We start from the raw sequence: 22848 nt of genomic DNA, 5'->3' as shown, positions 1-22848 counted from the left end.
CCCGCATCCTACAAATAGCGCTTGAACCACTCCAGCATGCGCTTCCAGCCATCCTGCGCGGCCTCGGCCTTGTAGCTGGCGCGGTAGTCCGCCAGGAAGGCGTGGTCGGCCTCGGGATACACCACGAATTCCGAGCGCCGGGCGTTGTCGTTGCCGGCGGCCAGCTTGGATTTCATGGTTTCGACGTCGGCCAGCGGAATGCTGGCGTCCTTGCCGCCATACAGGCCCAGCACCGGGGCGTGCAGTTCGTTGACCACGTCGAAGGCAACGCGCTTGATCAGCGGGCCATGGCCCACGCTGAGCTTGCCGTACCAGGCCACGCCCGCCTTCACGTCGGGGTTGTGCGCGGCGTACATCCAGGTCAGGCGACCGCCCCAGCAAAAGCCCGTCACCGCCACGCGCTTGGGATCGCCGCCGTGCGCGGCCGCCCAGGCCACGCTGGCGTCCAGGTCGGCGAACACCTGTTCGTCCGGCACCTTGCTGACCAGCTCGGCAATGAGTTTCGGGATGTCGGTGTAGACCGAGGCATCTCCCTGGCGTTCGTACAGATTGGCGGCGACGGCAAGGTAGCCGGCCTTGGCGACCCGGCGGCACAGGTCCTTGATGTGCTCGTGCACGCCGAAGATCTCCTGCACAACCAGCACGATGGGCAGGTCGCGCTTGCCTTCGGGCGCGGCGTAATAGGCGGCGATCGTGCCGTCGGCCACGGGCAGTTTGAAATCCCCGTGGACCAGGCCCTGGGTGTCCGTGTGGATCACGGTGGGCGCGACGTTGCCGGCTGCGGCGGAAAAACTCATGAAGAACTCCTGTGTAGGGATGATCAACCAAGCCGGATATCCCGTCAGCGCCTGCACGGCCCCGCGCCTGTCCTAGTGCCGGTGGCCATGCTCCACTTGCGGCGCGGCCTGGCCGGCTTCGGCCTCGTGGTCGTGCCCATGGTGCATCACCGTGGTGACGCTGTAGATCAGCACCACGCCCACGCCGACCAGCAGCAATTGCGGGACGGCATCGGCCAGGGATACCCGTTCGTGCATCTGCGGCATCAGGTCGGCCACCGAAATGTAGAGGAAGCTGCTGGCTGCAACCACCAGGACATACGGCACCCATTGCTGCGCCTGCTGCAGCACGAAGTACCCTATTATGCCGCCCACGGCTGAACACAAGCTGGTGAACAGGATCAGGGAGAACGCGCGGCGGCGCGCCAGGCCTGCGTTGAGCAACACCACGAAGTCACCCAGCTTGTGCGGCACCTCATGGATGATGATGGACGCCGCGGTCAGCACGCCCAGCAGCGGATCGGTCAGGAAAGCCGCCGCCACCAGCACCCCGTCGCACAGGTTGTGCAGCGAGCTGCCGATCAGGATCAGCACGCCGCCGCGGCCCGCCTCGTGGCGGTCATGCCCCTTGTGGTGGTGATGGCCGTCGCCCTCGTGGTGATGGCTGTGGCGCAGCAGCGCAATCTTCTCCAGCACGAAAAAGCCGATCAGCGATGCCAGCATCAGGCCGAACAGCACGTGGGCATCGCCCACCCCCGTCTCGAAGGCCTCGGGCAGCAGGTGCAGCAGCGCCACCGACAGCAGCACCCCCACCGACAGGCTGACCATGTGGTGCAGGTATTGCGCGAAAACCTTGTAGGCCAGCCAGCTGGCGACAAGGACGGCGATAAGCCCGCCGGTGACGGTGGCGAGCAAAATCCAGAGCAGCAACATTTTTGGGGGGACGCTTTAAGGCGGGGGGAAGCGAAACATTATATTGTTTCAATACCAAAAACGGAAATGGGCCGCCCGCAGGCGGCCCATGTGTCCTGGGACCGGGTGCTTACGGCCCTAGTGGGCCTGCTCCCAGTTCTTGCCCATGCCGACTTCCGCCACCAGCGGCACGCGCAGTTCCGCCACGTTGCACATGAGGCGCGGCAGCGCTTCCTTGACCAGTTCCAGCTCGGCGTCGGGCGCTTCCAGCACCAGTTCGTCGTGCACCTGCATGATCATGCGCGTCTGCAGCTTTTCGGCTTCCAGCCAGTCCTGCACCGCCACCATGGCCATCTTGATCAGGTCGGCCGCCGTGCCCTGCATGGGCGCGTTGATGGCCGCGCGTTCGGCTGCCTGGCGGCGCGGACCCGAGGCGCCGCGGATTTCCGGCAGCTGCAGGCGGCGTCCGAAGACGGTTTCCACGTAGCCCTGCTCGCGCGCGCGGCGGCGGGTGTCGTCCATGTACATGGCCACGCCGGGATAGCGGGCGAAATAGCGGTCGATGTAGGCCTGCGCGGCATCGCGCGTGATACCCAGGTTGGACGCCAGGCCGAACACCCCCATGCCGTAGATCAGGCCGAAGTTGATGGCCTTGGCGGCGCGGCGCTGGTCGGTGGAGACGTCGGCCAGCGACACGCCGAACACTTCCGAAGCGGTGGCGCGGTGGATGTCCTCGCCCGCTGCGAAGGCGCGCTGCAGGTTGGCGTCGTCCGACACGTGCGCCATGATGCGCAGCTCGATCTGGGAATAGTCCGCCGACAGCAGCATGCCCTGCTCGGCGATGAACGCCTCGCGCACGCGCCGGCCGGCCTCGGTGCGCACGGGGATGTTCTGCAGATTGGGATCGGACGAAGCCAGGCGGCCGGTAATCACCGCGGCCTGCGAATAATGCGTGTGCACCCGCCCGGTATCCGGGTTGATCATGCGCGGCAGCTTGTCCGTATAGGTGGACTTCAGCTTGGACAGGCCGCGGTACTCCAGCAGCACCTGCGGCAGCGGATAGTCCTGGGCCAGCTTGCTCAGCACCTCTTCGTCGGTGGACGGCGCGCCGCTGGCGGTCTTGCGCACCACCGGCAGCTGCATGCGGCCGAACAGGATCTCGCCCAGCTGCTTGGGGGAATTCAGGTTGAAGGGCTGGCCGGCCAGTTCATAGGCCTTCTGTTCCAGCTGCAGCATCTCCTGGCCCAGCTTGTGGCTCTGGCGGCCAAGCTCCGCGGCGTCTACCTTGACGCCGTTGCGCTCGACCGTGGTCAGCACCGAGGACACCTGCATTTCCAGCAGGTAGATACGGTTCAGTCCCGCATCGGCCGTCACCATGGGGCGCAGCACCTGGTGCAGCTGCAAGGTGAAGTCCGAGTCTTCGGCCGCGTAATGGCCCGCCTTGTCCACCGCCACTTCGTCAAAGCCGATCTGCTTGGCGCCCTTGCCGCAGAGGTCCTCGTAGGACACGCCGCTGCGGCCCAGATAGCGCTGGGCCAGGTCGTTCAGGCCCACGCCGCGGTGCGATTCCAGCACATAGGCCTGCAGCATCGTGTCTTCGGCGATGCCGGCCAGCTTGATGCCTTCGTTGGCGAACACGTGCGCGTCGTACTTGGCGTGGTGCAGCAGCTTGGCGCGGGACGCGTCTTCCAGCCAGGGCTTCAGGCGCGCCAGCACCTCGGCCTTGGGCAGCTGCGGCGCATTGTCCGGACCGCGATGCGCGACCGGGATGTAGCACGCCACGCCCGGCGCCACCGCCAGCGACATGCCCACCATCCTGGCCTGCATTTCGTCCAGCGAGGTAGTCTCAGTGTCCACCGCGACCAGGGGCGCGTCCTTCAGCTTTTCCATCCAGGCGTCGAACGCGGCCCAATCGGAAATGATCTGATAATCCAGCTCCACGGGCGCGGCGGGCGCCTCGTGCGCGACGCGGGCGTCTCCTGCGGGCACGCGCTCGGCGTCGCCCGTCAGGTCGCGTAGCCAGGTGCGGAAACCGTAGCGCTCATAGAGTTCGGTCAGCGTCGCCTCGTCGCGCGGGCGCGGCGTCAGATCGTCCACGCTGTCCACGTGGCCGGCCAGGTCGCAGTCGTACTTCACGGTCAGCAATTGGCGCGTCAACGGGAAGTTGGGAATGGCTTCGCGCAGGTTGCTGCCCGCCACGCCCTTGATGTCTTCCGCGCCTTCCACCAGCTTGTCTATCGAGCCGAATTCCGTAAGCCATTTGACCGCCGTCTTCGGACCCACCTTGGTCACGCCGGGGACGTTGTCCACTGCGTCCCCCACCAGCATCAGGTAATCCACGATGCGGTCGGGCGGCACGCCAAACTTGTTGACCACGCCGGCCTCGTCCAGCACTTCGCCCGTCATGGTGTTGACCAGGGTGACGTGGCTGTTGACCAACTGCGCCAGATCCTTGTCGCCGGTGGACACGATGGTGTGCACGTCATGCTCGGCGGCGCGCTTGGCCAGGGTGCCGATCACATCGTCGGCCTCGACGCCCTCGATGGCCAGCACCGGCCAGCCCAGCGCGCGCACGGCGCGGTGGATGGGCTCGATCTGCGCGGCCAGGTCTTCCGGCATGGGCGGGCGATGCGACTTGTATTCCGGATAGATATCGTCACGGAAGGTCTTGCCGCGGGCATCGAAAATACATGCGGCATACTCTGCCTTATGATCAGAGACAAGTTTGCGCAGCATATTCACCACGCCGTAGAGCGCCCCCGTGGGTTCGCCTTGCGCGTTGCGCAAATCAGGCATAGCGTGGAAAGCGCGGTACAAGTAACTTGAACCGTCGACCAGTAATAAGGTTTTTTTCATGGTTACAAAGGCAGATATGGCAATAGCTGCGGAAACACCCGCCAACAAACAAATTCCGCTGATTATGTCAGAGATACGGACGGCGGCAGACAAGCTCGCGAACATCGGGCCTGCTGTCAGCGTCTTCGGCAGTGCGCGAGTCAGCCGTAATTCCCCCCACTATGAAACCACCGTCGCAATTTCCGCCGCCCTGGCGGATGCGGGTTTCGCGGTGATCGCCGGCGGCGGTCCCGGCATCATGGAGGCAGCCAACAAGGGCGCGTTCGAAGCAGGCGGCACCAGCATCGGTCTGAACATCAGCCTGCCCCACGAAGCGCACAACAACGAATACCAAACCATCAGCCTGTCATTCGAGTATTTTTTCTCGCGCAAGGCAACCTTCTTCATGCACAGCTTCGCCTATGTGGCGATGCCTGGCGGTTTCGGCACCCTGGATGAACTCTTCGAAGCGCTGACGCTCATCCAGACGGGCAAGGTCCCGCCCGCTCCCATCGTGCTGGTGGGCAGCGAGTACTGGTCCGGACTGGTCGAATGGCTGGGCGGCCAGGTGCTGGCCAATGGCATGATAGGCGCGCATGACCTGGATCTCTTCATCATCGAAGACGATCCCGTCAAGGTGGTGCGCAAGGTGGTGGAATTCCACGCCAAGGTCAATTCGGACGCGCAATACGCGCCGTCCCTGCCGGCCTGAAATCGCATGTAGCTCAAGGCCCGCTTGCCGCCCCCTCGGAGGGGCAGCAAGCGCGCGAAGCGTGCGCAGCGTGCGCAGCGTGGGGGCCCTTTCCCTGTTATTTGCGCATGAACGAGGGCAGCACGTCCGGCGGAATCGGGCAGACGTAAGGTTGCCCGCGGCGCGTCTCCATCAGTTCCTCCTTGGCGCGCGCCAGCGCCTCGGGCTGCGTGTACAGATCGGCGGCGGTCGCCGCGATGATCTTGGCCGCGTGCACCATGCCCTTGTGCGCCATGGACATCTTGCCCTGCGCCACCATCTGCCAGGAATGGAACGGCGTGCCGTAGGCGTAGCAAGCGCCCCAGCATTGCGCAGTGGGCGCGACCCAGCTCACGTCGCCCACGTCGGTGGAACCGTAGGTGATCTCAGCCTTGCCGGGCTCGTAGGGCGCCACGCCGGCAAACAGCGGCGTGGGATTGCGCAGCACCGCGCCCAGGTTCTTGCCGGCGTTGTCGATGTCGTCCGTAGAGATCGCATCCCACATGCGGCGAGCGGCCTGCTGCTCGCCCGCGGTGTAATCGGGCCCCTGCAAGGCCAGCATGTTGGCGTACATGATCTGGTTCAACACGCCGTTGGGAATGTAGTTCGAGCAGGCTTTGTCGAACACGATTTCCAGTTCGCAACCCGTCATCAGCGCCGCGCCACGCGCCACGTTCTGCACGCGCTCGTACAGCTCAGACGCCTGCGAATTGATGGGTGCGCGCACCAGGTACAACACTTCGGCGCGGGCCTGCACCACGTTCGGTGAAATGCCGCCGCTGTTGGTCACGGCGTAATGCACGCGCGCATCCGGCACCATGTGCTCGCGCAGGTAGTTCACGCCCACGTTCATCAGCTCGACCGCGTCCAGCGCGCTGCGGCCCAGGTGCGGCGAATTGGCCGCGTGCGCGGCAACGCCGCGAAAACGGAAATAGGCCTGGATGTTGGCAAGCGAGGACTGGTGGAAGATCCCGGTGTGCGATGCGGGATGCCAGGTGAGCGCCGCATCCACGTCGTCGAACAGGCCCGCGCGCGCCATGAAGGTCTTGCCCGAGCCGCCCTCTTCGGCCGGACAGCCGTAGAAGCGGATGGTGCCGGGCAGGCCGTTGGCCTCCAGGAATTCCTTCACCGCCACCGCCGCAAAATGCGCGGCCGTGCCCAGCAGATGATGGCCGCAGCCGTGGCCGTTGCCGTTCGGCGTTTCCGGCGAAGGCTGGCAGGCGTAGGCGCCGCTCTCCTGGCTCAGGCCCGACAGCGCGTCGTACTCGCCCAGGATGCCGATCACCGGGCCGCCGTTGCCGGCCTCGGCCACGAAGGCGGTGGGAATGCCGGCGGCGTCGCGCGTGACGCGGAAACCCGCTACTTCCAGCATCGCGATGTGCAGCTCGGCGGACTTGTGTTCGTCGTAGCGCAGTTCGGCCAGGCTCCAGATGCGGTCGCTCAGTTCCGCGTAGCGCTCGCTGCGCGCGTCGATGAACGGCGCAAGTTTATCGATGGCACCCATTGTTTCTCCTGTGGCTGTAATGGCGGGGAAAAAACCGGTCAGGTCACTCGTCGAGCTTGATGCCGGCAGTTTCAATGATTTTGCGGTTGGCGGCCAGCGTCTGCGCGATGCGCTCGGCAAAGGCCTGCGGCGTGCCGGCGTCGGGCTGCGCGCCCATGCCCGCCAGGCGCTGCACCAACCCGGGCTCGGCCAGCGCACGCACTGCGGCCTGATTCAGGCGCTGCACCACGGCATCGGGCGTACCGGCGGGCACGACCAGGCCGAACCAGGTCTGGCCCAGCGCGTTCAACTGCGGATAACCCAGTTCCGTCATGGTCGGCAGGTCCGGCATGTCAGGCATCCGGGCGGGCGCCGACACGGCGATGGCGCGCAGCTTGCCGGCCTTGACCAGCGATTGCGCGGACGCGTACTGGTCCTGCTGCACCTGCACCTCGCCGCCCACCGCGGCGGTCAGCGCCGGCCCCATGCCGCGGTACGGCACGTGCAGCACATCGACCTTCAGATCGGCATTCATCGCCGCCAGATTCAGGTGGCCAAGCGAACCGACTCCGGGCGAACCATAGGAATACTTGCCCGGATGAGCCCGCAGCTCAGCCAGGAACTGCGCAAAATCCTGCGCCGGAAACGCCGGATTCACCATCCACACGACCGGCACCGTCGCCACCGAGGCCACTGGTTTGAGCTGCGTTTCGGGGTTGACCCGCTTGGTGCCGTACAGCAGCGGATTGACGGCCATGGTGCTGACCGTGGCCATGCCCAGCGTGTAGCCGTCAGGTTCGGCCCGGGCCACCGCCTCGGTGCCGAGCAGGCCGCCCGCGCCGGCACGGTTCTCCACCACCACGCTCTGGCCCAGTTCCTTGCGCAGGCCCTCGGCCACCGCGCGGGCCAGCGCGTCCGTGGACCCGCCGGGCGCGAACGGCACGATCAGCCGCAAGGGCTGGGAGGGATAGGCATCCTGGGCGGCGGCCAGGGACGAAACACTGAAAGTTACGGCGCAAACCAGCGCGTGCAGCAGACGGGACTTCATGGACCAGCCACTCCTGGGGAACGGGAAGCGATGTAAGGGATCGCTGCATTGTGTCCAGGGCATATCCTTATTTCAAATACATTAATGCGTGGATATATTCGTATTTTGAATAGCTTTCCGCCCTGCGCCATGGACGTCGCTCCCGCCACCCTGCTGTCCCGCCTGCTCGCCAAAGGCCGCCTGCGCCACCTGCAATTGCTAGCCAGCATCGCCGACCTCGGCAGCATTCAGCAGGCGGCCAGCCATATCGGCCTGAGCCAACCCGCGGCCACCCATGCGCTGGCCGACATCGAAGATCTGCTGGGCGTGCAACTGTTCGAGCGCCATGCCCGCGGCATGCGCACCACGCGCAGCGGCCAGCTCATGGCGGAGTGCGCCCGCAGCATGCTGACGACGCTGCGCGCTTCCACCGATTCGGTGGCGGCCCTGCGCCAGGGCGCCACGGGCAATCTGCGCCTGGGCGCCATCCCGGCAGCCACGGGCGGCCTGCTGGCCGAGCGCCTGCCCGCCTACATGAACGCGCGGCCCGGACTGCAAGTAGAGGTGGTGGAAGGCAGCCGCGAGCAACTACTGCCGCAAGCCGCCAGCGGCAGCCTGGACATGTTGCTGTGCCGGCGTCCGGAAGCCGTGCCCGCCGGCCTGGAATTCGTGCCGCTGCAGGAAGACGCGGCCGTGATCGTGGCTGCTGCCGGCCACCCGCTGCTGGATCCGGACGACGCCCCCACGCTGGCGCAGGTGGCATCCCAACTATGGATAGAACCTCGCCCGGAATTGGCCATCCATGCGGTCTTCAAGGCCTTCTTCGAACGCGCCGGCGTGGTGCCGCGGCTGTGCCGGCTGAGCAGCGCCGCCCCGCCCATGCCGCTGCTCATCGCCGTCATGCAGGCGCAGAAGGCCTTGGCCATGGTGCCGCAGACCCTGGGCAACTGGTACATGCAGCACGGACATTTCCAGCGCGTGCGCATCGAATCGCCTGGTTCATTCCAGCCCATCGGCGCGATCGTGCGCGACCAGGGACCGGGCCGCGACTTCCTGGACTGGCTGGCGGCCGGGCGCAAGGCCAGCTGAGCCAGCCCGGTCTTCAGCCTATGTCGCCGCCCGCCACATACATGATCTGCCCGGTGATGTAGGACGCCTCGGGCGCCGCCATGAAGCAGATCGCCGCGGCGACTTCCTCGGCCTGGCCCAGGCGGTCCTGCGGCGTGTCGCGCAGGCAGGAGGCATACATCTCGCTGACCCAGGCGGCTTCCTGCGCGGATGGCGTCTCGTGATTGCGCGGAATCGCGCGCACGCCGTTGTCCAGCGCGCCCGGCGACACGCAATTGACACGCACGCCCGACTTCGCCAGCTCCAGCGCCATGCAGACGGTGGCGGCGTGCACGCCGCCCTTGGAGGCCGAATACGGCACCCGGTAGATGCCGCGCGTGGCGTTGGAACCCACGTTGACGATGGCGCCCGCGCCCTGCGCCCGCATCACCGGTATGACTTCACGGCAGGACCACAGCGTGGGCCACAACGAACGGTTGACCTCGCGCTGCATCTGCTCCGGCGTGTATTCCCAGAACGGCCGGGTCCAGATCGTGCCGCCCACGTTATGCACCGACACGTCGATGCGGCCGTTGATCTCCAACGCGGCGCGCACCATGGACTGCGCGCCCTCATGGGTTTCCAGATCGGCCTGTGCGAAGCTCGCACGTCCGCCCGCGGCGCGGATCTCCTCGGCCACGGCGGCGCCCTGCTCCTCCGCCCGGTCCACCACGACCACGTGCGCGCCTTCAGCCGCCAGGCGCCGGGCCGTTGCCCGGCCCACACCCTGGGCGGCGCCGGTGACCAGGGCCACCAGGCCCTCGAAGCGTAGATGTGTGCTCATGCTTGTATCGTCCTTTGCTATATCAATGGGCCGCCGAAAGCGCGCCGTCCGGCCGCGCGTGCTTGAGCTTGAGGCTCAGCACCGCCAGGGCCGCGACCGCCAGGGGCATCGCCAACGCGATGAAGAATCCCGACGGTCCGCCCCAGGCCAGGAAGCTGCCGCCGATGGCCGAACCCGCGATCGCGCCCGCGCGGCCCATGCCGATAGCCCAGCCGGTGGCGGTGGCGCGCAAGGCGGTGGGGTAAGCGCCCACGACCAGGTAGTTCAGTGCAATCTGCTGACCACCGATGCCGAAGCCGGCCGCGCCGACCAGGATGAAGACCAGCGTCCAGTTGTCGCCGGCCTGGCTCAGGCCTACGGCCACCACGATGCCCAGCGCGAACATGCCGCCAAGCAGCCTCCTCGTGTTGACGCGCGGCAGCACGAAGGACAGCGGAATCGCGCAGATGATGAAGACGGCGTTGACGATGACCGTGCCCATGGGCGCCTGCTCGGCGGGCAGGCCCGCGGCCTTCAGCACCGTGGGCAGCCACGACAGCAGCATGAACCACGCCACCCAGTTCAGCAGGTACACCGCCCAGATCGCCACGGTCTTGGCGCCGTGGCCATCCGAGAACAAGGCGCCGACGCCGGCGCGCGCGACGGATTCCTCCGGCACGGTGAACTGCGTGTCGGCGTCCAGCTTGCGGCGCGAGATGGCCGACAAGACGCGCGCGATGTAGCGCTGGCTTTCCGGATCGCGGCGCGTGGCCTTGAAGTACAGCGACTCGGGCAGCATCAGAAAGGCGACGGCAAGCAGGACCAGCGGCGCCAGGCCGCCCACGATGAAGATGCCTTCCCAGCCGATGACGGGCAGCATGCGGGCGGCCAACAGGCCGCCCAGCATGGCGCCGGCCGGCAGGCCCAGCAGCACGCCGGTCATGATGGCGCCGCGCAAACGGGCCGGACCGTACTCGGCGGCCAGCGCCAGCAGCACCGGCGTGCAGCCGCCCATGCCCAGGCCGGCGATGAAGCGCAGCACCAGGATATGCGTGGTGTCGGTGGCCCAGGCCGTCGCGAGCGTGGACAGGCCGAACAGGGCCAGGCCCAGCATGATGGCCGGACGGCGGCCGATGCGGTCGCCGATCAGGCCCAGGGTCATGGCGCCCACCGTCATGCCGACGATGCCAGCGGTCAGGATGGGCGCCAGCGCGCCCGCCTTCAGATCGAAGGCGGCCAGGATCGCCGGCCCGGTGAAGGCGATCGCCTGTGTGTCGAAGCCGTCGAACAGCGCGATCAGAAAGCACAGGATCAACACGCGCCATTGAAAGGCGCCCAGTCGTTCCTGGTCGATCAGCGTCGGAATCGACCAGCTGGAAGTCGCGGTCATGATGGTTGTCTCCATGGCGCGGCCGAACCCGGCCTCGCGCCTGCGGGTTGTTCTAGGTGATTTGGGGGAAAAAATGGCGGCGCCGCTTGCGGGCGCCGCCCGGGCATCGGTCAGGCGGTGGCGCGGTCCATGCGGGCTTGCGGACGGGCCTCGTCGGCGTCCAGCGCCGGCTGCAGCACAAAGTCGAAACAGACGCGCGTGAACGGCGCGTTCACGCCCAGGCTCTCATAGCCGGCGGCCGGCGTATTGGGCTGCAGTTCGACCACCAGGCCGTCGCGCGTGGCAAAGGCGAAGTCATCGTCCAGGAAGGTGTCGCCCGGGATGTTGACCTGCGTGGTCAAGGTGCGCTGCCCGTCGGCCGCCACCAGGAAGTGGATGTGGGCCGGCCGGTTGCCATGGCGGCCCAGCGCCCCGAACAGTTCGGACGTGGGGCTGTTCGGCGGAATCGCGTAGCCCGGCGGGATGAAGCTGCGAAAGCGGTAGCGGCCTTGCGCGTCGGTCTTGATCTTGCGGCGCAGGTGGTAGTCCGCCTGGTCGGGATCGAAGTGCGAATAACGCCCCAGCTCGTTGGCGTGCCACACGTCCACCAGCGCGCCGGCGACGGGATTGCCGTCCACGTCACGCACCTGCCCTTCCATCACCAGCACCGTGCCGGCTGCGGGATCCTCGTCCAGGCGGGCTTCGCCGTCGGACAAGGGTGCGCCCGCGATGTAGAGCGGTCCCTCGATCGCGCGCGGCGTGCCGGCGGCGCGGCCGGCGGCCTCGTCGGCCTCTTCCTCGCGGATGTCGATCAGGCGGTCAAAGCCCAGGCCTGCGGTGATCAACCCCAGTTGGCCGCTGCCGCCCAGGCGCGCAAGCCAGTCCACGCCCGCCCAGAATTCATCGGGCTTGATGTCGAGATCGTCGATCGCGCGGAACAGGTCCGACACGATGCGCTGCGTGATCTGCCGCACGCGGTCGTTGCCCGGATTGACCTGGGAGCTGTTGACCAGATCCAGTAGTTGTTGCTGGGTATATTCAGCCATGATGCGTCTCCTGCTTTTTGGAATGATCGGGAAAGTGATGGGTCAGGTCGCAGCGGCCTCGCCGCGGCGGCCGAAGTCGACCGTGGCGGGCGTCAGGCCCGCCCTTGCGCGGTCAAAACGTTCCAGCCGTTTTTCGTCGACGACGACGCCAAAGCCGGGGCCGTCGGGAAGGTGGAGTTCGAAGTCGCGCACGGTCATGGGCTGCTGGACGATGTCGTCGACCAGCAATTGCGGGCCGAACAGTTCGCAACCGTGGTGCTGGTCGGACAGCGTGGCGAACACGTGCGCCGACGCCGCGCTTCCCAGCGAGGTTTCCAGCATGGTGCCGCCGTACCAGCCGATGCCGGCCGCTTGCGCCACGGCCGCGACCTCGCGCGTGCGCAGCAGCCCGCCGTGCTTGGCGACCTTCAGGGAAAACACATGGCAGGCGCGCTGCGCGGCCAGCATGTAGGCGTCCTGCGCGGAGCACACGGTTTCATCCGCCATGATCAGCGCGGCCGAACCCAGCGACTGCGTCGCTTCGCGCAGCGCCTGCACGTCCCACTTCGCCACGGGCTGTTCGATCAGGGTCACGCCGGCCTCCACCAGTTGCGGCAGATAGCGGCGGGCGGTGTTGCCGTCCCAGGCCTGGTTGACGTCCACCGTCATGTCGGCGCGGCCGTCCAGGCCGCGCGCAATGCGCGTCACGTGCGCCACGTCGTCCGCCGGACTGCGCGCGCCGATCTTGAGCTTGAAGAGGCGATGGCGGCGCGCCTGCATCATCTGCTCGGCCTCCTCCAGATCGCGTTGCGAATCGCCGCTGGCCAGCGTCCAGGCCAGCGGCAGGCGTTCGATGCGCTTGCCGCCCAGCAATTGCCAGGCCGGCACGCCCAGGCTGCGCGCCACGGCGTCCAGCAGCGCCATCTCGACCGCGCTCTTGGCGAAGGTATTGCCCTTGCAGACCGCATCGAAGCGGTTGAGGTGTTCGGCGAATCTGCGCGCATCCGCGCCGGCCACGGCGGGAGCCAGGTAGTTCTGGATCGCATGCAGGATGGTTTCCGGCGATTCCTCGTTCCACGACGGGCCGCCTATCGTGGCCGCTTCGCCAAAACCGCAGGCGCCGTTGGCTAGCCAGAGCTGCACGATCACCGGGCTTTGCCGGTTGATGGCGCCGAACGAAAACTTGTGCGGCCGGATCGTCGGGATGTCGACGATTCTTGCGTGGATGCGCTCGATGCGCCAGGTGGCATCGTCTGCCGTGATCGGAGCCGGGGTCGAAACGGATGTCATAAAGCCTGAAGCCCTGCGTGAGTGATGCGGCAAGGTTAGGGCTCGGCCGGTTTTGCATCCAATGATTTATATTGCATTTATCATTCGATATGATCGAACGATACACTTACAATCATCGACCGCCCAGACCGGCATAGCGCCAGGAGCCCCTCGATGGAATTGCGCCAGCTGCGCTACTTTCTCAGCGTCGCCGACACCGAGCACCTGACCCGCTCGGCCGACGCCCTGCACGTCACCCAATCCACCCTGTCGCATGGCCTGCGCCAGCTGGAAGAAGAGCTGGGCATGCCCTTGTTCGACCGCATCGGCCGGGGGCTGCGCCTGTCGCAGGCGGGCCGGGTGCTGCGCGACCACGCCAGCCGGGCGCTACAGGAAATCGAAGCCGGCAAGATGGCCCTGGCGGATCTGGCCGGCCTGCAGGCGGGGTCCCTGACCATAGGCGTCATCCCCACCTTCCTGACCCATTTCGTGCCGGACGCGGTGGCCGGGTTCAGCCTGGCCTTTCCCAAGGTCCAGATCCAGGTGCGCGATCTGCGGGCTGGCCCCATTGAAGACCTGCTGGTCAGCGGCCAGCTGGACCTGGGCATTTCATTCCATCCGGCGCTGCGGGAAGAAATCGAGGCGCAACCCCTGTTCGACGAACGCCTGCAGGTCGTGGTTGGCAAAAACCACCCGCTGGCCTCGCGGCGCAGCCTGCGCATGCGCGATCTCGCGGGCGTGCCGCTGGCGCTGCTGCCGCGCAGTTTCGCCACGCGCCGCATGATAGACGCGGCCTGCGCCCAGGCTGGGCTGACGCCCGACGTGCGGGTCGAAATGGAGTCGGTGGACGCCTTGATCCACCTGTGCCGGCAGGGCGAACTGGCGACCATCGCCGCCGAGCATGCGGCGGGCGCGGCCGGATCGGGGTTGAAGAGCATCGCGCTGACCGACCCCACCACCATCCGCCGCGCGGCCATCCTGTGGCGCAAGGAAGCCTCGCGCAGCCGCGCCGCCCAGGAGTTCGCCGCCCGGCTGCTGGACGCGGTGCAGCGCCTGCCTGGCGCGGCAAGCGCGAACCGCCCCTGACACTGCGGCCCCAAAAAAAACGCAGCCCGAAGGCTGCGTTTCTTTGTAGCAGCGCAGCCAAGCTGCGCGCCGTGCCATCAGACGGCGGATTCGCGCGCGGCGCGCTTGCGCTCGTTTTCCAGCAGGAAGCGCTTGCGCAGACGGATCGACTTGGGCGTGATTTCCACGAGTTCGTCGTCGTCGATGAATTCCACGGCGTATTCCAGCGACATCTGGATCGGCGGAACCAGGCGCACGGCTTCGTCGGTGCCCGAGGCGCGCACGTTGGTCAGCTGCTTGCCCTTGATGGGGTTCACGACCAGGTCGTTGTCGCGGCTGTGGATGCCGATGATCATGCCTTCGTACAGCGCATCGCCCGGGCTCACGAACATGCGGCCGCGATCCTGCAGCTTCCACAGGGCGTAGGCCACGGCGTCGCCGTGATCCTGGCTGATCAGCACGCCATTGCGGCGCTCGCCGATCGAGCCTTCCTTGATGGGCGCGTATTCGTGGAAGATGTGGCTCATCAGGCCGGTGCCGCGCGTCAGCGTCAGGAACTCGTTCTGGAAACCGATCAGGCCGCGAGCCGGGATCAGGTATTCCAGGCGGGTACGGCCGCGGCCGTCCGGCTGCATGTCCTGCAGGTCGCCCTTGCGGCGGCCCAGCTCTTCCATCACGCCGCCCTGGTGGGCGTCTTCGACGTCGACGGTCAGCGATTCGAACGGCTCGCACTTCACGCCGTCGATATCCTTGAACACCACGCGCGGACGCGACACGGCCAGCTCGTAGCCTTCGCGGCGCATCGTTTCCAGCAGAATGGTCAGGTGCAGTTCACCGCGGCCCGACACCTCGAACACCGTGTCGTCGCCCGTGTCGCGCACGCGCAGCGCCACGTTCGACTTCAGTTCGCGGTCCAGGCGGTCGCGCAGCTGGCGGCTGGTCACGAACTTGCCTTCGCGGCCGGCCAAGGGCGAGGTGTTCACCATGAAGTTCATGGTCAGGGTGGGCTCGTCGATGCGCAGCATCGGGAACACGTCCTGATTGGCGGTGTCGGTCACCGTGCAGCCGATGCCCAGCTCTTCGATGCCGTTGATCAGCACGATGTCGCCGGCTTCGGCTTCGTCCACGACGATGCGCTCCAGGCCGTGGAACTTCAGCACCTGGTTGATGCGGCCGCGGCCGCCCTGGCCTTCAGGACCGAACTTGTAAGCCACTTCCATGCCGGGACGCATGCGGCCGCGGTTGATGCGGCCCACGCCGATCTTGCCGACGTAGCTGTTGTAGTCCAGCGAGATGATCTGCATCTGCAGCGGACCATTGGGATCGTCGTCGCGCTGCGGCACGTGTTCGAGGATGGCTTCGAACAGCGGGCGCATGTTGCCTTCGCGCACTTCAGGATTCAGGCCGGCGTAGCCCGACAGGCCCGAGGCGTAGATCACCGGGAAGTCCAGCTGCTCGTCGGTGGCGCCCAGCTTGTCGAACAGGTCGAAGGTGGCGTTGATGACGAAATCGGTGCGGGCGCCCGGACGGTCGACCTTGTTGACCACGACGATGGGCTTCAGGCCCAGGGCCAGCGCCTTGCGGGTCACGAAGATGGTCTGGGGCATGGGGCCTTCAACCGCATCCACCAGCAGCAGCACGCCGTCGACCATGGACAGCACGCGCTCGACTTCGCCGCCGAAGTCCGCGTGTCCCGGGGTGTCGATGATGTTGATGTGCGTGCCTTCGTATTCGACGGCACAGTTCTTGGCCAGAATCGTAATGCCGCGTTCTTTTTCCAGGTCGTTCGAGTCCATGACCCGTTCGGTCAGCGCCTGGTTTTCGCGGAAGGTGCCGGATTGGCGCAGCAGCTGGTCGACCAGGGTGGTTTTACCGTGGTCCACGTGGGCGATGATGGCGACGTTGCGCAAGGCGCGAGTCATAGCGAGTCCTTTAAGGTCAGGGTGGAGGGCAGCAAGCCCTCCGGCAATTCGTTCAATGCAAGCAATGCCTGCTTGGGGTCTGGCATGGCCTGCAAGGCATCCAGCGCAACGGCGCGTTCCAGGGAAAACGGCCCGACGTGCGTGCGCCGCAGCGCCGTCAGGTGGGCGTAACAGCCCAGCACGCGCCCGATGTCCTGGGCCAGCGTCCGGATGTATGTGCCTTTACTGCATGCCACATCGATCTCTGCCTCGGTTCCGTTCAGGGACAGCAGTTCGATGCGGTAAATCGTGATCTGGCGCGGCGGCCGTTCCAGCTCGATGCCGGCGCGCGCGTACTCGTACAAGGGCTTGCCGTCGCGCTTGAGCGCCGAATACATGGGCGGAATCTGCTCGATCGTGCCCGAGAAACGTGACAGCGCGTCGCGCAGCGCCTGCTCATCCACGGTAAAGCCCGGCTCGGCGGTGGACACGACATTGCCGGTCAGGTCGCCGGAGTCGGTTTCGGAGCCAAATTGCAGCGTAGCGCGATATGCCTTGTCGGCGTTGAGCATCGCGCCGGAAATCTTGGTTGCGCGTCCCATGCAGCACACCAGCAGACCGGTGGCGAAGGGATCCAGCGTGCCAGTGTGGCCGGCTTTTGCCGCGTCCATGGCGCGTTTGGCGCGTTGCAGGGCGTGGTTGCTCGACAAACCCACGGGTTTGTCGAGCAACAGCACACCGTCGAGCGTAAGCCCGCGTCGTTTAGCCATCGTCGGAATCCGGTTTAAAGCAGTGACGACAGCCCGATCAGGACTGGTCTTCAGGTTCGTCGGGCACGCCCGAATGCGGGCCGGGCCGGTTTGCGCGGTCGATGAGGATCGACATTTCGATGCCACGGGCGATCTGCTCGTCGTGGAAGAAGCGCAAAGTGGGGACAGTATGTATGTGCAGCAGCTTGTACAGCTGGGAATGCAGCCAACCGGCTTTCTCGTTCAGCAAGGCGGTCGCGGCTTCGGGCTCGGCGCCCAGAACCGTGAAATACACCTTGGCATGCGCGTAGTCGGTCGACAATTCCACACCAGAGAGCGTGATCAGTCCAGCGCGGGTCGTGTCGATCTCGCGCTGGATGATCCCGGCCAGATCCTTCTGGATCTGGTCGGCCAGCCGCAGATTGCGGCCGGGGATGGCTTTGGACTTGTGACGGCTCATTAGAAAAAATGCCTCGCGGTCGCCTTACAGCGTACGCGCGATTTCCTTGATTTCAAAGACTTCCAGCTGGTCGCCCACCTGGATGTCGTTGTTGCCGCGCAGCGTAAGGCCGCAGTCGAAGCCCGACTTGACTTCCTTGACGTCGTCCTTGAAGCGGCGCAGCGAATCGAGCTGGCCGGTCCACTGGACCACGTTGTTGCGCAGCAGGCGGACTTGCGAATCGCGACGCACCAGGCCGTCCAGCACCATACAACCGGCGATGTTGCCGATGCGGGAAATGCTGTAAACCTCGCGGATCTCGACCAAGCCGATGACTTCTTCCTTTTTCTCGGGCGCCAACATGCCCGACATGGCTGCCTTCACTTCATCCACGGCGTCGTAGATGATGTTGTAGTAGCGCACGTCGATGCCGTTGTTCTCGGCCAGCTTCTTGGCGCTGGCTTCGGCGCGGACGTTGAAGCCGATGACGACGGCGTTCGAGGCGATGGCCAGGTTGATGTCGCTTTCCGAGATGCCGCCCACGGCGGCGTGCACGACCTGCACGCGCACTTCGTCGGTCGACAGCTTGACCAGGGACTGCACCAGCGCTTCCTGCGAACCCTGGACGTCGGTCTTCACGATCAGGGCCAGGGTCTGCGTGCCCTCGCCCAGGTTGTCGAACATGGACTCGAGCTTGGCGGCCTGTTGGCGGGCCAGCTTGACGTCGCGGAACTTGCCCTGGCGGAACAGCGCGATTTCGCGCGCCTTGCGCTCGTCGGACAGCACCATCAGCTCGTCGCCAGCGGCCGGCACTTCGGTCAGGCCCTGGATTTCCACGGGGATCGACGGACCGGCTTCCTGGATAGGCTTGCCGTTTTCGTCCAGCATGGCGCGCACGCGGCCAAAGCTTGCGCCGGCCAGCACCACGTCGCCACGGTGCAGGGTGCCGCTTTGCACCAAGATGGTCGCGACCGGGCCGCGGCCCTTGTCGAGACGAGCTTCGATCACCAGGCCCTTGGCGGGCGCGTCGACGGGAGCCTTCAGTTCCAGCACTTCGGCCTGCAGCAGCAAGTTTTCCAGCAGATCGTCGATGCCTTCGCCGGTCTTGGCCGACACGGACACGAACGGCACGTCGCCGCCGTATTCTTCCGGCACCACTTCCTCGGCAACCAGTTCCTGCTTGACGCGGTCGGGGTTGGCGGAAGGCTTGTCGATCTTGGTCATGGCCACGACCATCGGAACGCCTGCGGCCTTCGCGTGGTGGATGGCTTCGCGGGTCTGCGGCATCACGCCGTCGTCGGCCGCGCAGACCAGGATGACGATGTCGGTCGCCTTGGCGCCGCGGGCACGCATGGCGGTAAACGCCTCGTGGCCCGGGGTGTCAAGGAAGGTCACCATGCCGCGTTCGGTCTGAACGTGGTAGGCGCCGATGTGCTGAGTAATGCCGCCGGCTTCGCCCGCGGCAACCTTGGCGCGGCGGATGTAGTCCAGCAGCGAGGTCTTGCCGTGGTCGACGTGGCCCATGACGGTGACAACCGGCGCGCGCGGCAGCTGTTCGGCTTCCGACACGCTCGCGGTTTCGTCCAGGAAGGCTTCCGGGTCGTCCAGCTTGGCGGCGATTGCCACGTGGCCCAGTTCCTCGACCACGATCATGGCGGTTTCCTGGTCCAGCACCTGGTTGATGGTGACCATCTGGCCCAGCTTCATCAATTGCTTGATGACTTCTGCGGCCTTGACGGACATCTTGTGGGCCAGGTCGGCCACGCTGATGGTTTCCGGCACGTGAACTTCACGCGCGATGAATTCCTGCGGCGCCGGCTCGTTGCGGCGATCGTTCTGCTGGTTGCGGCCGCCTCGGCCGCCCTTGCCGCCGCCCTTGCCGCCAGCGCGCCAGCCGTCGCGGCTGGCCGGGGCTGCCGGCTTGTCCGCGGGCTTCTTGCGCGAAGCGTCATCGGACCAGGTCGAAGCGACTTCGGCGGTCTTGATGGTCTTCTTCGCACCGGGAGCGGCGGGCTTGGCGTCCTTCTTGGCGCCGGGAGCGGCGCCCGGCTTGCCAGCCGGCTTGTGCAGCGTGCCGGAGATCGGCGCGGCAGCGGCGGGCGCTTCCGGTTCGGGAGCGCGCAGCACCTTGCGCGGACGGTTCAGCATCTCGCGCAGAGCGGCGGCTTCAGCCTCGGCCTTGCGGCGGGCCTCGTCGCGGGCCGCCGGCGCGGCGGAAGCCGCGAGAGGCGGGCCGGCGCGGCGGTTGTCCGCACGGTTGCCAACCTTGACGGCGGGCGCGGCGGGCTCGGGCTTCGCGGCGGTTTTGACGGGTTCGGACTTCGCGGCAGGCTGAGCCTGGGCGACAGGCGCGGCGGCCTGGGAGGAAGATGGTTCGGACTTATTGGCTAGCACAACGGGTTCCGGCTTGGCTTCTTCAGCCTTGGGCTCGGTGGATTCAGTCTTGACTTCGGGCTTGGCCTCTTCGGCCACGGGCTCGGCAGGAGCAGGCGCCGGCGTCGGTTCGGGTTCAGGCTGGGCCTGGACTTCGGCGGCTTTCGCCTCGACGGGAGCGGGCGCTTCGGCCGCGACGGATTCAACAGGCGCGGGCGCTTCGACCGGCGCGGGCGCTTCTGCAGCAACGGGCTCTTCCGCCTTGGCCGGGGCAATAGCCTCAGCCTGGACGGGAGCGGTCTCGCGAGGAGCGGCAGCTTCGGGTGCGACGGGCGCCGACACTTCCTGCGGCGCCGCTTCGGCGGCTGCCTCATCTTCGGCACGCGCGGACGCGGCCTGTTCCAGGGCGATTTCGGAGGGATCACGCTTGACGAACACGCGCTTCTTGCGCACTTCGACCTGGATCGTGCGCGAACGGCCGGTGGCATCCGCCTGGCGGATCTCGGACGTCTGGCGGCGCGTCAAGGTGATCTTCTTGCCTTCGGTCGCGCCGTGGGCGCGACGCAGCGATTCGAGCAATTTCGCCTTGTCGCTGTCGGTGACGGAATCGTCGACCGATTTGAGGTCAACGCCAGCCGAGCGCAGCTGATCCAGCAGCACATTGGCAGGCATTTTCAGCTCGGTAGCGAACTGCGCGACGGTATTACTCGACATTAGGCTCTCTCTTCCCTATATGCAGCTATTACAAACAACGTGAACTCGCGGCGGCGGATATTCCGTCCGCCGCGGACCCGTGTCCTTTTGGTTATTCCTCGTCGAACCAATGGGCGCGGGCACGCATGATGAGATCGCTGGCTTCCTGCTCGGTCAGACCGGCGATTTCCGCCAGTTCGTCCGTCGCCAGTTCGGCCAGATCATCACGCGTATGCACTTGGCGCTCGGCCAGCTTGGCAGCCAGTTCGGGCGTCATGCCTTCGAGTTCGAGCAAATCCTGCGCGGTCTCAAGGCGCTCTTCCTGGGCGATCGCCTCGGTCAGCAGCGCATTGCGGGCGCGGGCGCGCAACTCATTGATGGTGTCTTCGTCAAAGGCCTCGATTTCCAGCAGTTCCTGCATGGGCACGTAGGCGATTTCCTCGATACCGGTAAAACCTTCGTCGATCAGGATGTCAGCGACTTCCTCGTCGACGTCCAGCTTGCTCATGAACGTGGCGCGCAGGCCCGAACGCTCGACTTCCTGGCGGTTCAGGCTTTCTTCCGGCGTCATGATGTTGATCTGCCAGCCGGTCAGCTCGGAAGCCAGGCGAACGTTCTGACCCTTGGCGCCGATGGCCTTGGGCAGGTTTTCCTCGTCCACCACGACGTCCATCGCGTGCTTGTCTTCATCAACGACGATGGACTCGACGTTGGCCGGCGCCAGGGCGCCGATGACAAACTGCGCGGGGTCTTCCGACCACAGCACGATATCGACCTGTTCGCCGCCCAGCTCGTTGCGCACGGCGGTCACGCGCGAACCGCGCATGCCCACGCAGGTGCCGATCGGGTCGATGCGCTTATCGTATGCCACCACGGCGATCTTCGCACGCACGCCGGCGTCGCGGGCCGCGGCCTTGATCTCCAGCAGGCCCTGCTCGATTTCGGGGACTTCATTCTCGAACAGCTGGCGGATGAATTCCGGCGCGGTGCGCGACAGGATCACCTGCTGGCCGCGCGCGGCGTGGTCTACGCGCAACACAAAGGCGCGGACGCGGTCGGCCACCCGGAGGTTTTCCTTCGGGATCATTTCGGAACGCGGCAGGCGCGCTTCGATCTTGCCGGTTTCGACGATGGCGTCGCCCTTGTCCATGCGCTTGATCGTGCCGGACACGATGGTCTCGCCACGGTCCAGGAAGTCGTTCAGCACCTGCTCGCGCTCGGCGTCGCGGATCTTCTGCAGAATGGCCTGCTTGGCGGCCTGCGCGCCGATGCGGCCGAACTCGATGGGTTCGAGCGGCTCTTCGATGTACTCGCCTTCCTTGATGCCGGGGACGATTTCCTGCGCGTCCGACAGCATTTCCTGCTTGTCGGGCTCTTGCAGGCCAGCCTCGTCGGGCACGACCAGCCAGCGGCGGAAGCCTTCGTGATCGCCCGTGTCCCTATCGATGGCGACACGGATGTCCGCATCATCCTTGAAGCGCTTTTTCATCGCCGAGGCCAGCGCGCTTTCCAGCGCTCCGAACACGACGTCGCGCGTGACGTTCTTTTCACGCGCCAAGGCATCGACCAACAGAAGAATTTCGCGACTCATCGCTTTTTGCCCTTGAAATCCAGAACGGGATCCAGTTTTGCACGTTCGATATCGTCGACCGTGAAATTCAATACCTGGACGTCGTTCTTTTTTGCCTCAAATTCGAGACCGAACACGGTCTTTTGCATTCCAGCAGCCGCGTCGGAGGCTGCGGCGTCGTCTTCGGGCACCGTCAGGGTGCCGGCAAAGACCTTGCGGCCGTCCAATGCCTCGCGCAGCTTGATTTCGATGCGCTCGCCTGCGAACCGGCGGAAGTCGGCCTCGTTGCGCAGCGGGCGGTCGACGCCCGGCGAACCGACTTCCAGCCGCTTGTAGTCGACGTTCTCGACTTCGAACACCCGCGACAACTGGCGGGACACCTGTTCACAGTCTTCGATGCGCACACCGCCGACCCGATCGATCGTGACGCGCAAAAGGCCCAGGGCGGCACGCTCGACGTCCACGAGTTCGACGTCCATGCCGGCCAGAGCCTCTTTGGTCAATGCGAATAAATCAGCCATATACTCAAAAAAAATGGGCTGCACGCCCAGCCCACCGTATTGCACAGCGCCCAGCCGCCACCCTACTGCACGTAAGGAGCAATGCTGGGCAGTGCCCTATATTGCGACCTAAATTTGGCTTGCGCCGCCCCAAGGCCATTAAGACCCGCCGCCCCAACCCGCAACCCGGGCCAGGCAGCACCAGGCGCAAAGTCCGATGCAAACTGCCAGCTCTTGCCGCCCCTGTATTTGCGTGCTTTTC

18 protein-coding genes are annotated in these 22848 nt (G+C 65.9%); 3 read left to right on the top strand and 15 right to left on the bottom strand.

Features of this window, described 5'->3' with window-relative positions; all coding sequences use genetic code 11:
- Window positions 1-8: 8 nt before the first annotated feature.
- The 3 genes from HV793_RS23515 to polA form a co-directional block, all read right to left on the bottom strand.
- Complete coding sequence (locus HV793_RS23515; protein ID WP_125470911.1) at window positions 9-797, bottom strand: dienelactone hydrolase family protein; 789 nt, start codon at window positions 795-797, stop codon at window positions 9-11.
- A 72-nt stretch (window positions 798-869) separates the two neighbouring features.
- A complete protein-coding gene (locus tag HV793_RS23510; RefSeq protein WP_054451005.1) occupies window positions 870-1709 on the bottom strand; it encodes a ZIP family metal transporter in 840 nt (279 codons plus the stop codon).
- Window positions 1710-1826: 117 nt separating this feature from the next.
- Entirely contained in the window at window positions 1827-4544 is a 2718-nt protein-coding gene (gene polA, locus HV793_RS23505; protein ID WP_175214006.1) for a DNA polymerase I, read from the bottom strand.
- Between polA and HV793_RS23500 the strand changes: the two genes are divergently transcribed.
- Window positions 4543-5235, top strand: a complete 693-nt coding sequence (locus HV793_RS23500) for an LOG family protein (RefSeq protein ID WP_444978601.1) — start codon at window positions 4543-4545, stop codon at window positions 5233-5235. The genes polA and HV793_RS23500 overlap by 2 nt on opposite strands.
- A gap of 97 nt (window positions 5236-5332) precedes the next feature.
- Here HV793_RS23500 and HV793_RS23495 read toward each other — a convergent pair whose 3' ends face one another.
- Complete coding sequence (locus HV793_RS23495) at window positions 5333-6757, bottom strand: M20 family metallopeptidase (RefSeq protein ID WP_054451003.1); 1425 nt, start codon at window positions 6755-6757, stop codon at window positions 5333-5335.
- A 43-nt stretch (window positions 6758-6800) separates the two neighbouring features.
- Complete coding sequence (locus HV793_RS23490) at window positions 6801-7784, bottom strand: Bug family tripartite tricarboxylate transporter substrate binding protein (RefSeq protein ID WP_082400683.1); 984 nt, start codon at window positions 7782-7784, stop codon at window positions 6801-6803.
- 129 nt (window positions 7785-7913) lie between these two features.
- On the opposite strand from HV793_RS23490, the gene HV793_RS23485 reads away from it, so the two are divergent.
- On the top strand, window positions 7914-8852 hold the full coding sequence (locus HV793_RS23485) for a LysR family transcriptional regulator (RefSeq protein WP_054451001.1): 939 nt from the start codon (window positions 7914-7916) through the stop codon (window positions 8850-8852).
- Window positions 8853-8865: 13 nt separating this feature from the next.
- On the opposite strand, the gene HV793_RS23480 is transcribed toward HV793_RS23485, so the two are convergent.
- The 4 genes from HV793_RS23480 to HV793_RS23465 form a co-directional block, all read right to left on the bottom strand.
- Entirely contained in the window at window positions 8866-9654 is a 789-nt protein-coding gene (locus HV793_RS23480) for a 1,6-dihydroxycyclohexa-2,4-diene-1-carboxylate dehydrogenase (RefSeq protein ID WP_054451000.1), read from the bottom strand.
- 22 nt (window positions 9655-9676) lie between these two features.
- The gene (locus tag HV793_RS23475) at window positions 9677-11023 is read right to left on the bottom strand and encodes an MFS transporter (RefSeq protein ID WP_175214005.1); all 1347 of its coding nucleotides are present in this window, start codon (window positions 11021-11023) and stop codon (window positions 9677-9679) included.
- Window positions 11024-11133: 110 nt separating this feature from the next.
- Window positions 11134-12048, bottom strand: coding sequence for a dioxygenase family protein (locus HV793_RS23470; protein WP_175214004.1), 915 nt, complete (start codon window positions 12046-12048; stop codon window positions 11134-11136).
- A 42-nt stretch (window positions 12049-12090) separates the two neighbouring features.
- Window positions 12091-13317, bottom strand: coding sequence for a muconate cycloisomerase family protein (locus tag HV793_RS23465; protein WP_175214003.1), 1227 nt, complete (start codon window positions 13315-13317; stop codon window positions 12091-12093).
- A gap of 153 nt (window positions 13318-13470) precedes the next feature.
- Between HV793_RS23465 and cynR the strand changes: the two genes are divergently transcribed.
- Complete coding sequence (cynR, locus tag HV793_RS23460; RefSeq protein WP_054450996.1) at window positions 13471-14382, top strand: transcriptional regulator CynR; 912 nt, start codon at window positions 13471-13473, stop codon at window positions 14380-14382.
- A 77-nt stretch (window positions 14383-14459) separates the two neighbouring features.
- On the opposite strand, the gene typA is transcribed toward cynR, so the two are convergent.
- The 6 genes from typA to rimP form a co-directional block, all read right to left on the bottom strand.
- Entirely contained in the window at window positions 14460-16283 is a 1824-nt protein-coding gene (gene typA, locus HV793_RS23455) for a translational GTPase TypA (protein ID WP_054450995.1), read from the bottom strand.
- The gene (truB, locus tag HV793_RS23450; RefSeq protein WP_054450994.1) at window positions 16280-17032 is read right to left on the bottom strand and encodes a tRNA pseudouridine(55) synthase TruB; all 753 of its coding nucleotides are present in this window, start codon (window positions 17030-17032) and stop codon (window positions 16280-16282) included. Before truB ends, typA begins: the two co-directional genes overlap by 4 nt.
- 37 nt (window positions 17033-17069) lie before the next feature.
- Window positions 17070-17471: a 30S ribosome-binding factor RbfA gene (gene rbfA / locus HV793_RS23445; RefSeq protein ID WP_006388333.1), complete on the bottom strand. Its 402-nt coding sequence runs from the start codon at window positions 17469-17471 to the stop codon at window positions 17070-17072.
- A 24-nt stretch (window positions 17472-17495) separates the two neighbouring features.
- Window positions 17496-20537 carry a translation initiation factor IF-2 gene (infB, locus tag HV793_RS23440; RefSeq protein WP_054450992.1) on the bottom strand — a complete coding sequence of 1014 codons (3042 nt, stop codon included), beginning with the start codon at window positions 20535-20537 and terminating at the stop codon, window positions 17496-17498.
- Between the two features lie 91 nt (window positions 20538-20628).
- Window positions 20629-22107: a transcription termination factor NusA gene (nusA, locus tag HV793_RS23435; RefSeq protein WP_054450991.1), complete on the bottom strand. Its 1479-nt coding sequence runs from the start codon at window positions 22105-22107 to the stop codon at window positions 20629-20631.
- The gene (rimP, locus tag HV793_RS23430; RefSeq protein ID WP_054450990.1) at window positions 22104-22607 is read right to left on the bottom strand and encodes a ribosome maturation factor RimP; all 504 of its coding nucleotides are present in this window, start codon (window positions 22605-22607) and stop codon (window positions 22104-22106) included. The genes nusA and rimP overlap by 4 nt, the downstream gene beginning before the upstream one ends.
- Window positions 22608-22848 lie beyond the last annotated feature (241 nt).

Origin of the sequence: Achromobacter aegrifaciens, from assembly GCF_902859965.1 — a bacterium.
GTDB lineage: Bacteria > Pseudomonadota > Gammaproteobacteria > Burkholderiales > Burkholderiaceae_B > Achromobacter > Achromobacter aegrifaciens.
The sequence above is the reverse complement of the archived record's forward strand: the minus strand, read 5'-3'. Positions and strand labels throughout refer to the sequence as shown.

Coding starts and splice junctions, on each gene's coding strand:
- nusA (WP_054450991.1), bottom strand. CDS start 22,107: ATGAGTCGCGAAATTCTTCTGTTGGTCGATGCCTTGGCGCGTGAAAAG.
- rbfA (WP_006388333.1), bottom strand. CDS start 17,471: ATGAGCCGTCACAAGTCCAAAGCCATCCCCGGCCGCAATCTGCGGCTG.
- rimP (WP_054450990.1), bottom strand. CDS start 22,607: ATGGCTGATTTATTCGCATTGACCAAAGAGGCTCTGGCCGGCATGGAC.
- HV793_RS23470 (WP_175214004.1), bottom strand. CDS start 12,048: ATGGCTGAATATACCCAGCAACAACTACTGGATCTGGTCAACAGCTCC.
- HV793_RS23490 (WP_082400683.1), bottom strand. CDS start 7,784: ATGAAGTCCCGTCTGCTGCACGCGCTGGTTTGCGCCGTAACTTTCAGT.
- typA (WP_054450995.1), bottom strand. CDS start 16,283: ATGACTCGCGCCTTGCGCAACGTCGCCATCATCGCCCACGTGGACCAC.
- HV793_RS23485 (WP_054451001.1), top strand. CDS start 7,914: ATGGACGTCGCTCCCGCCACCCTGCTGTCCCGCCTGCTCGCCAAAGGC.
- HV793_RS23475 (WP_175214005.1), bottom strand. CDS start 11,023: ATGACCGCGACTTCCAGCTGGTCGATTCCGACGCTGATCGACCAGGAA.
- HV793_RS23465 (WP_175214003.1), bottom strand. CDS start 13,317: ATGACATCCGTTTCGACCCCGGCTCCGATCACGGCAGACGATGCCACC.
- truB (WP_054450994.1), bottom strand. CDS start 17,032: ATGGCTAAACGACGCGGGCTTACGCTCGACGGTGTGCTGTTGCTCGAC.
- cynR (WP_054450996.1), top strand. CDS start 13,471: ATGGAATTGCGCCAGCTGCGCTACTTTCTCAGCGTCGCCGACACCGAG.
- HV793_RS23510 (WP_054451005.1), bottom strand. CDS start 1,709: ATGTTGCTGCTCTGGATTTTGCTCGCCACCGTCACCGGCGGGCTTATC.
- infB (WP_054450992.1), bottom strand. CDS start 20,537: ATGTCGAGTAATACCGTCGCGCAGTTCGCTACCGAGCTGAAAATGCCT.
- HV793_RS23495 (WP_054451003.1), bottom strand. CDS start 6,757: ATGGGTGCCATCGATAAACTTGCGCCGTTCATCGACGCGCGCAGCGAG.
- HV793_RS23500 (WP_444978601.1), top strand. CDS start 4,543: ATGGTTACAAAGGCAGATATGGCAATAGCTGCGGAAACACCCGCCAAC.
- HV793_RS23515 (WP_125470911.1), bottom strand. CDS start 797: ATGAGTTTTTCCGCCGCAGCCGGCAACGTCGCGCCCACCGTGATCCAC.
- HV793_RS23480 (WP_054451000.1), bottom strand. CDS start 9,654: ATGAGCACACATCTACGCTTCGAGGGCCTGGTGGCCCTGGTCACCGGC.
- polA (WP_175214006.1), bottom strand. CDS start 4,544: ATGAAAAAAACCTTATTACTGGTCGACGGTTCAAGTTACTTGTACCGC.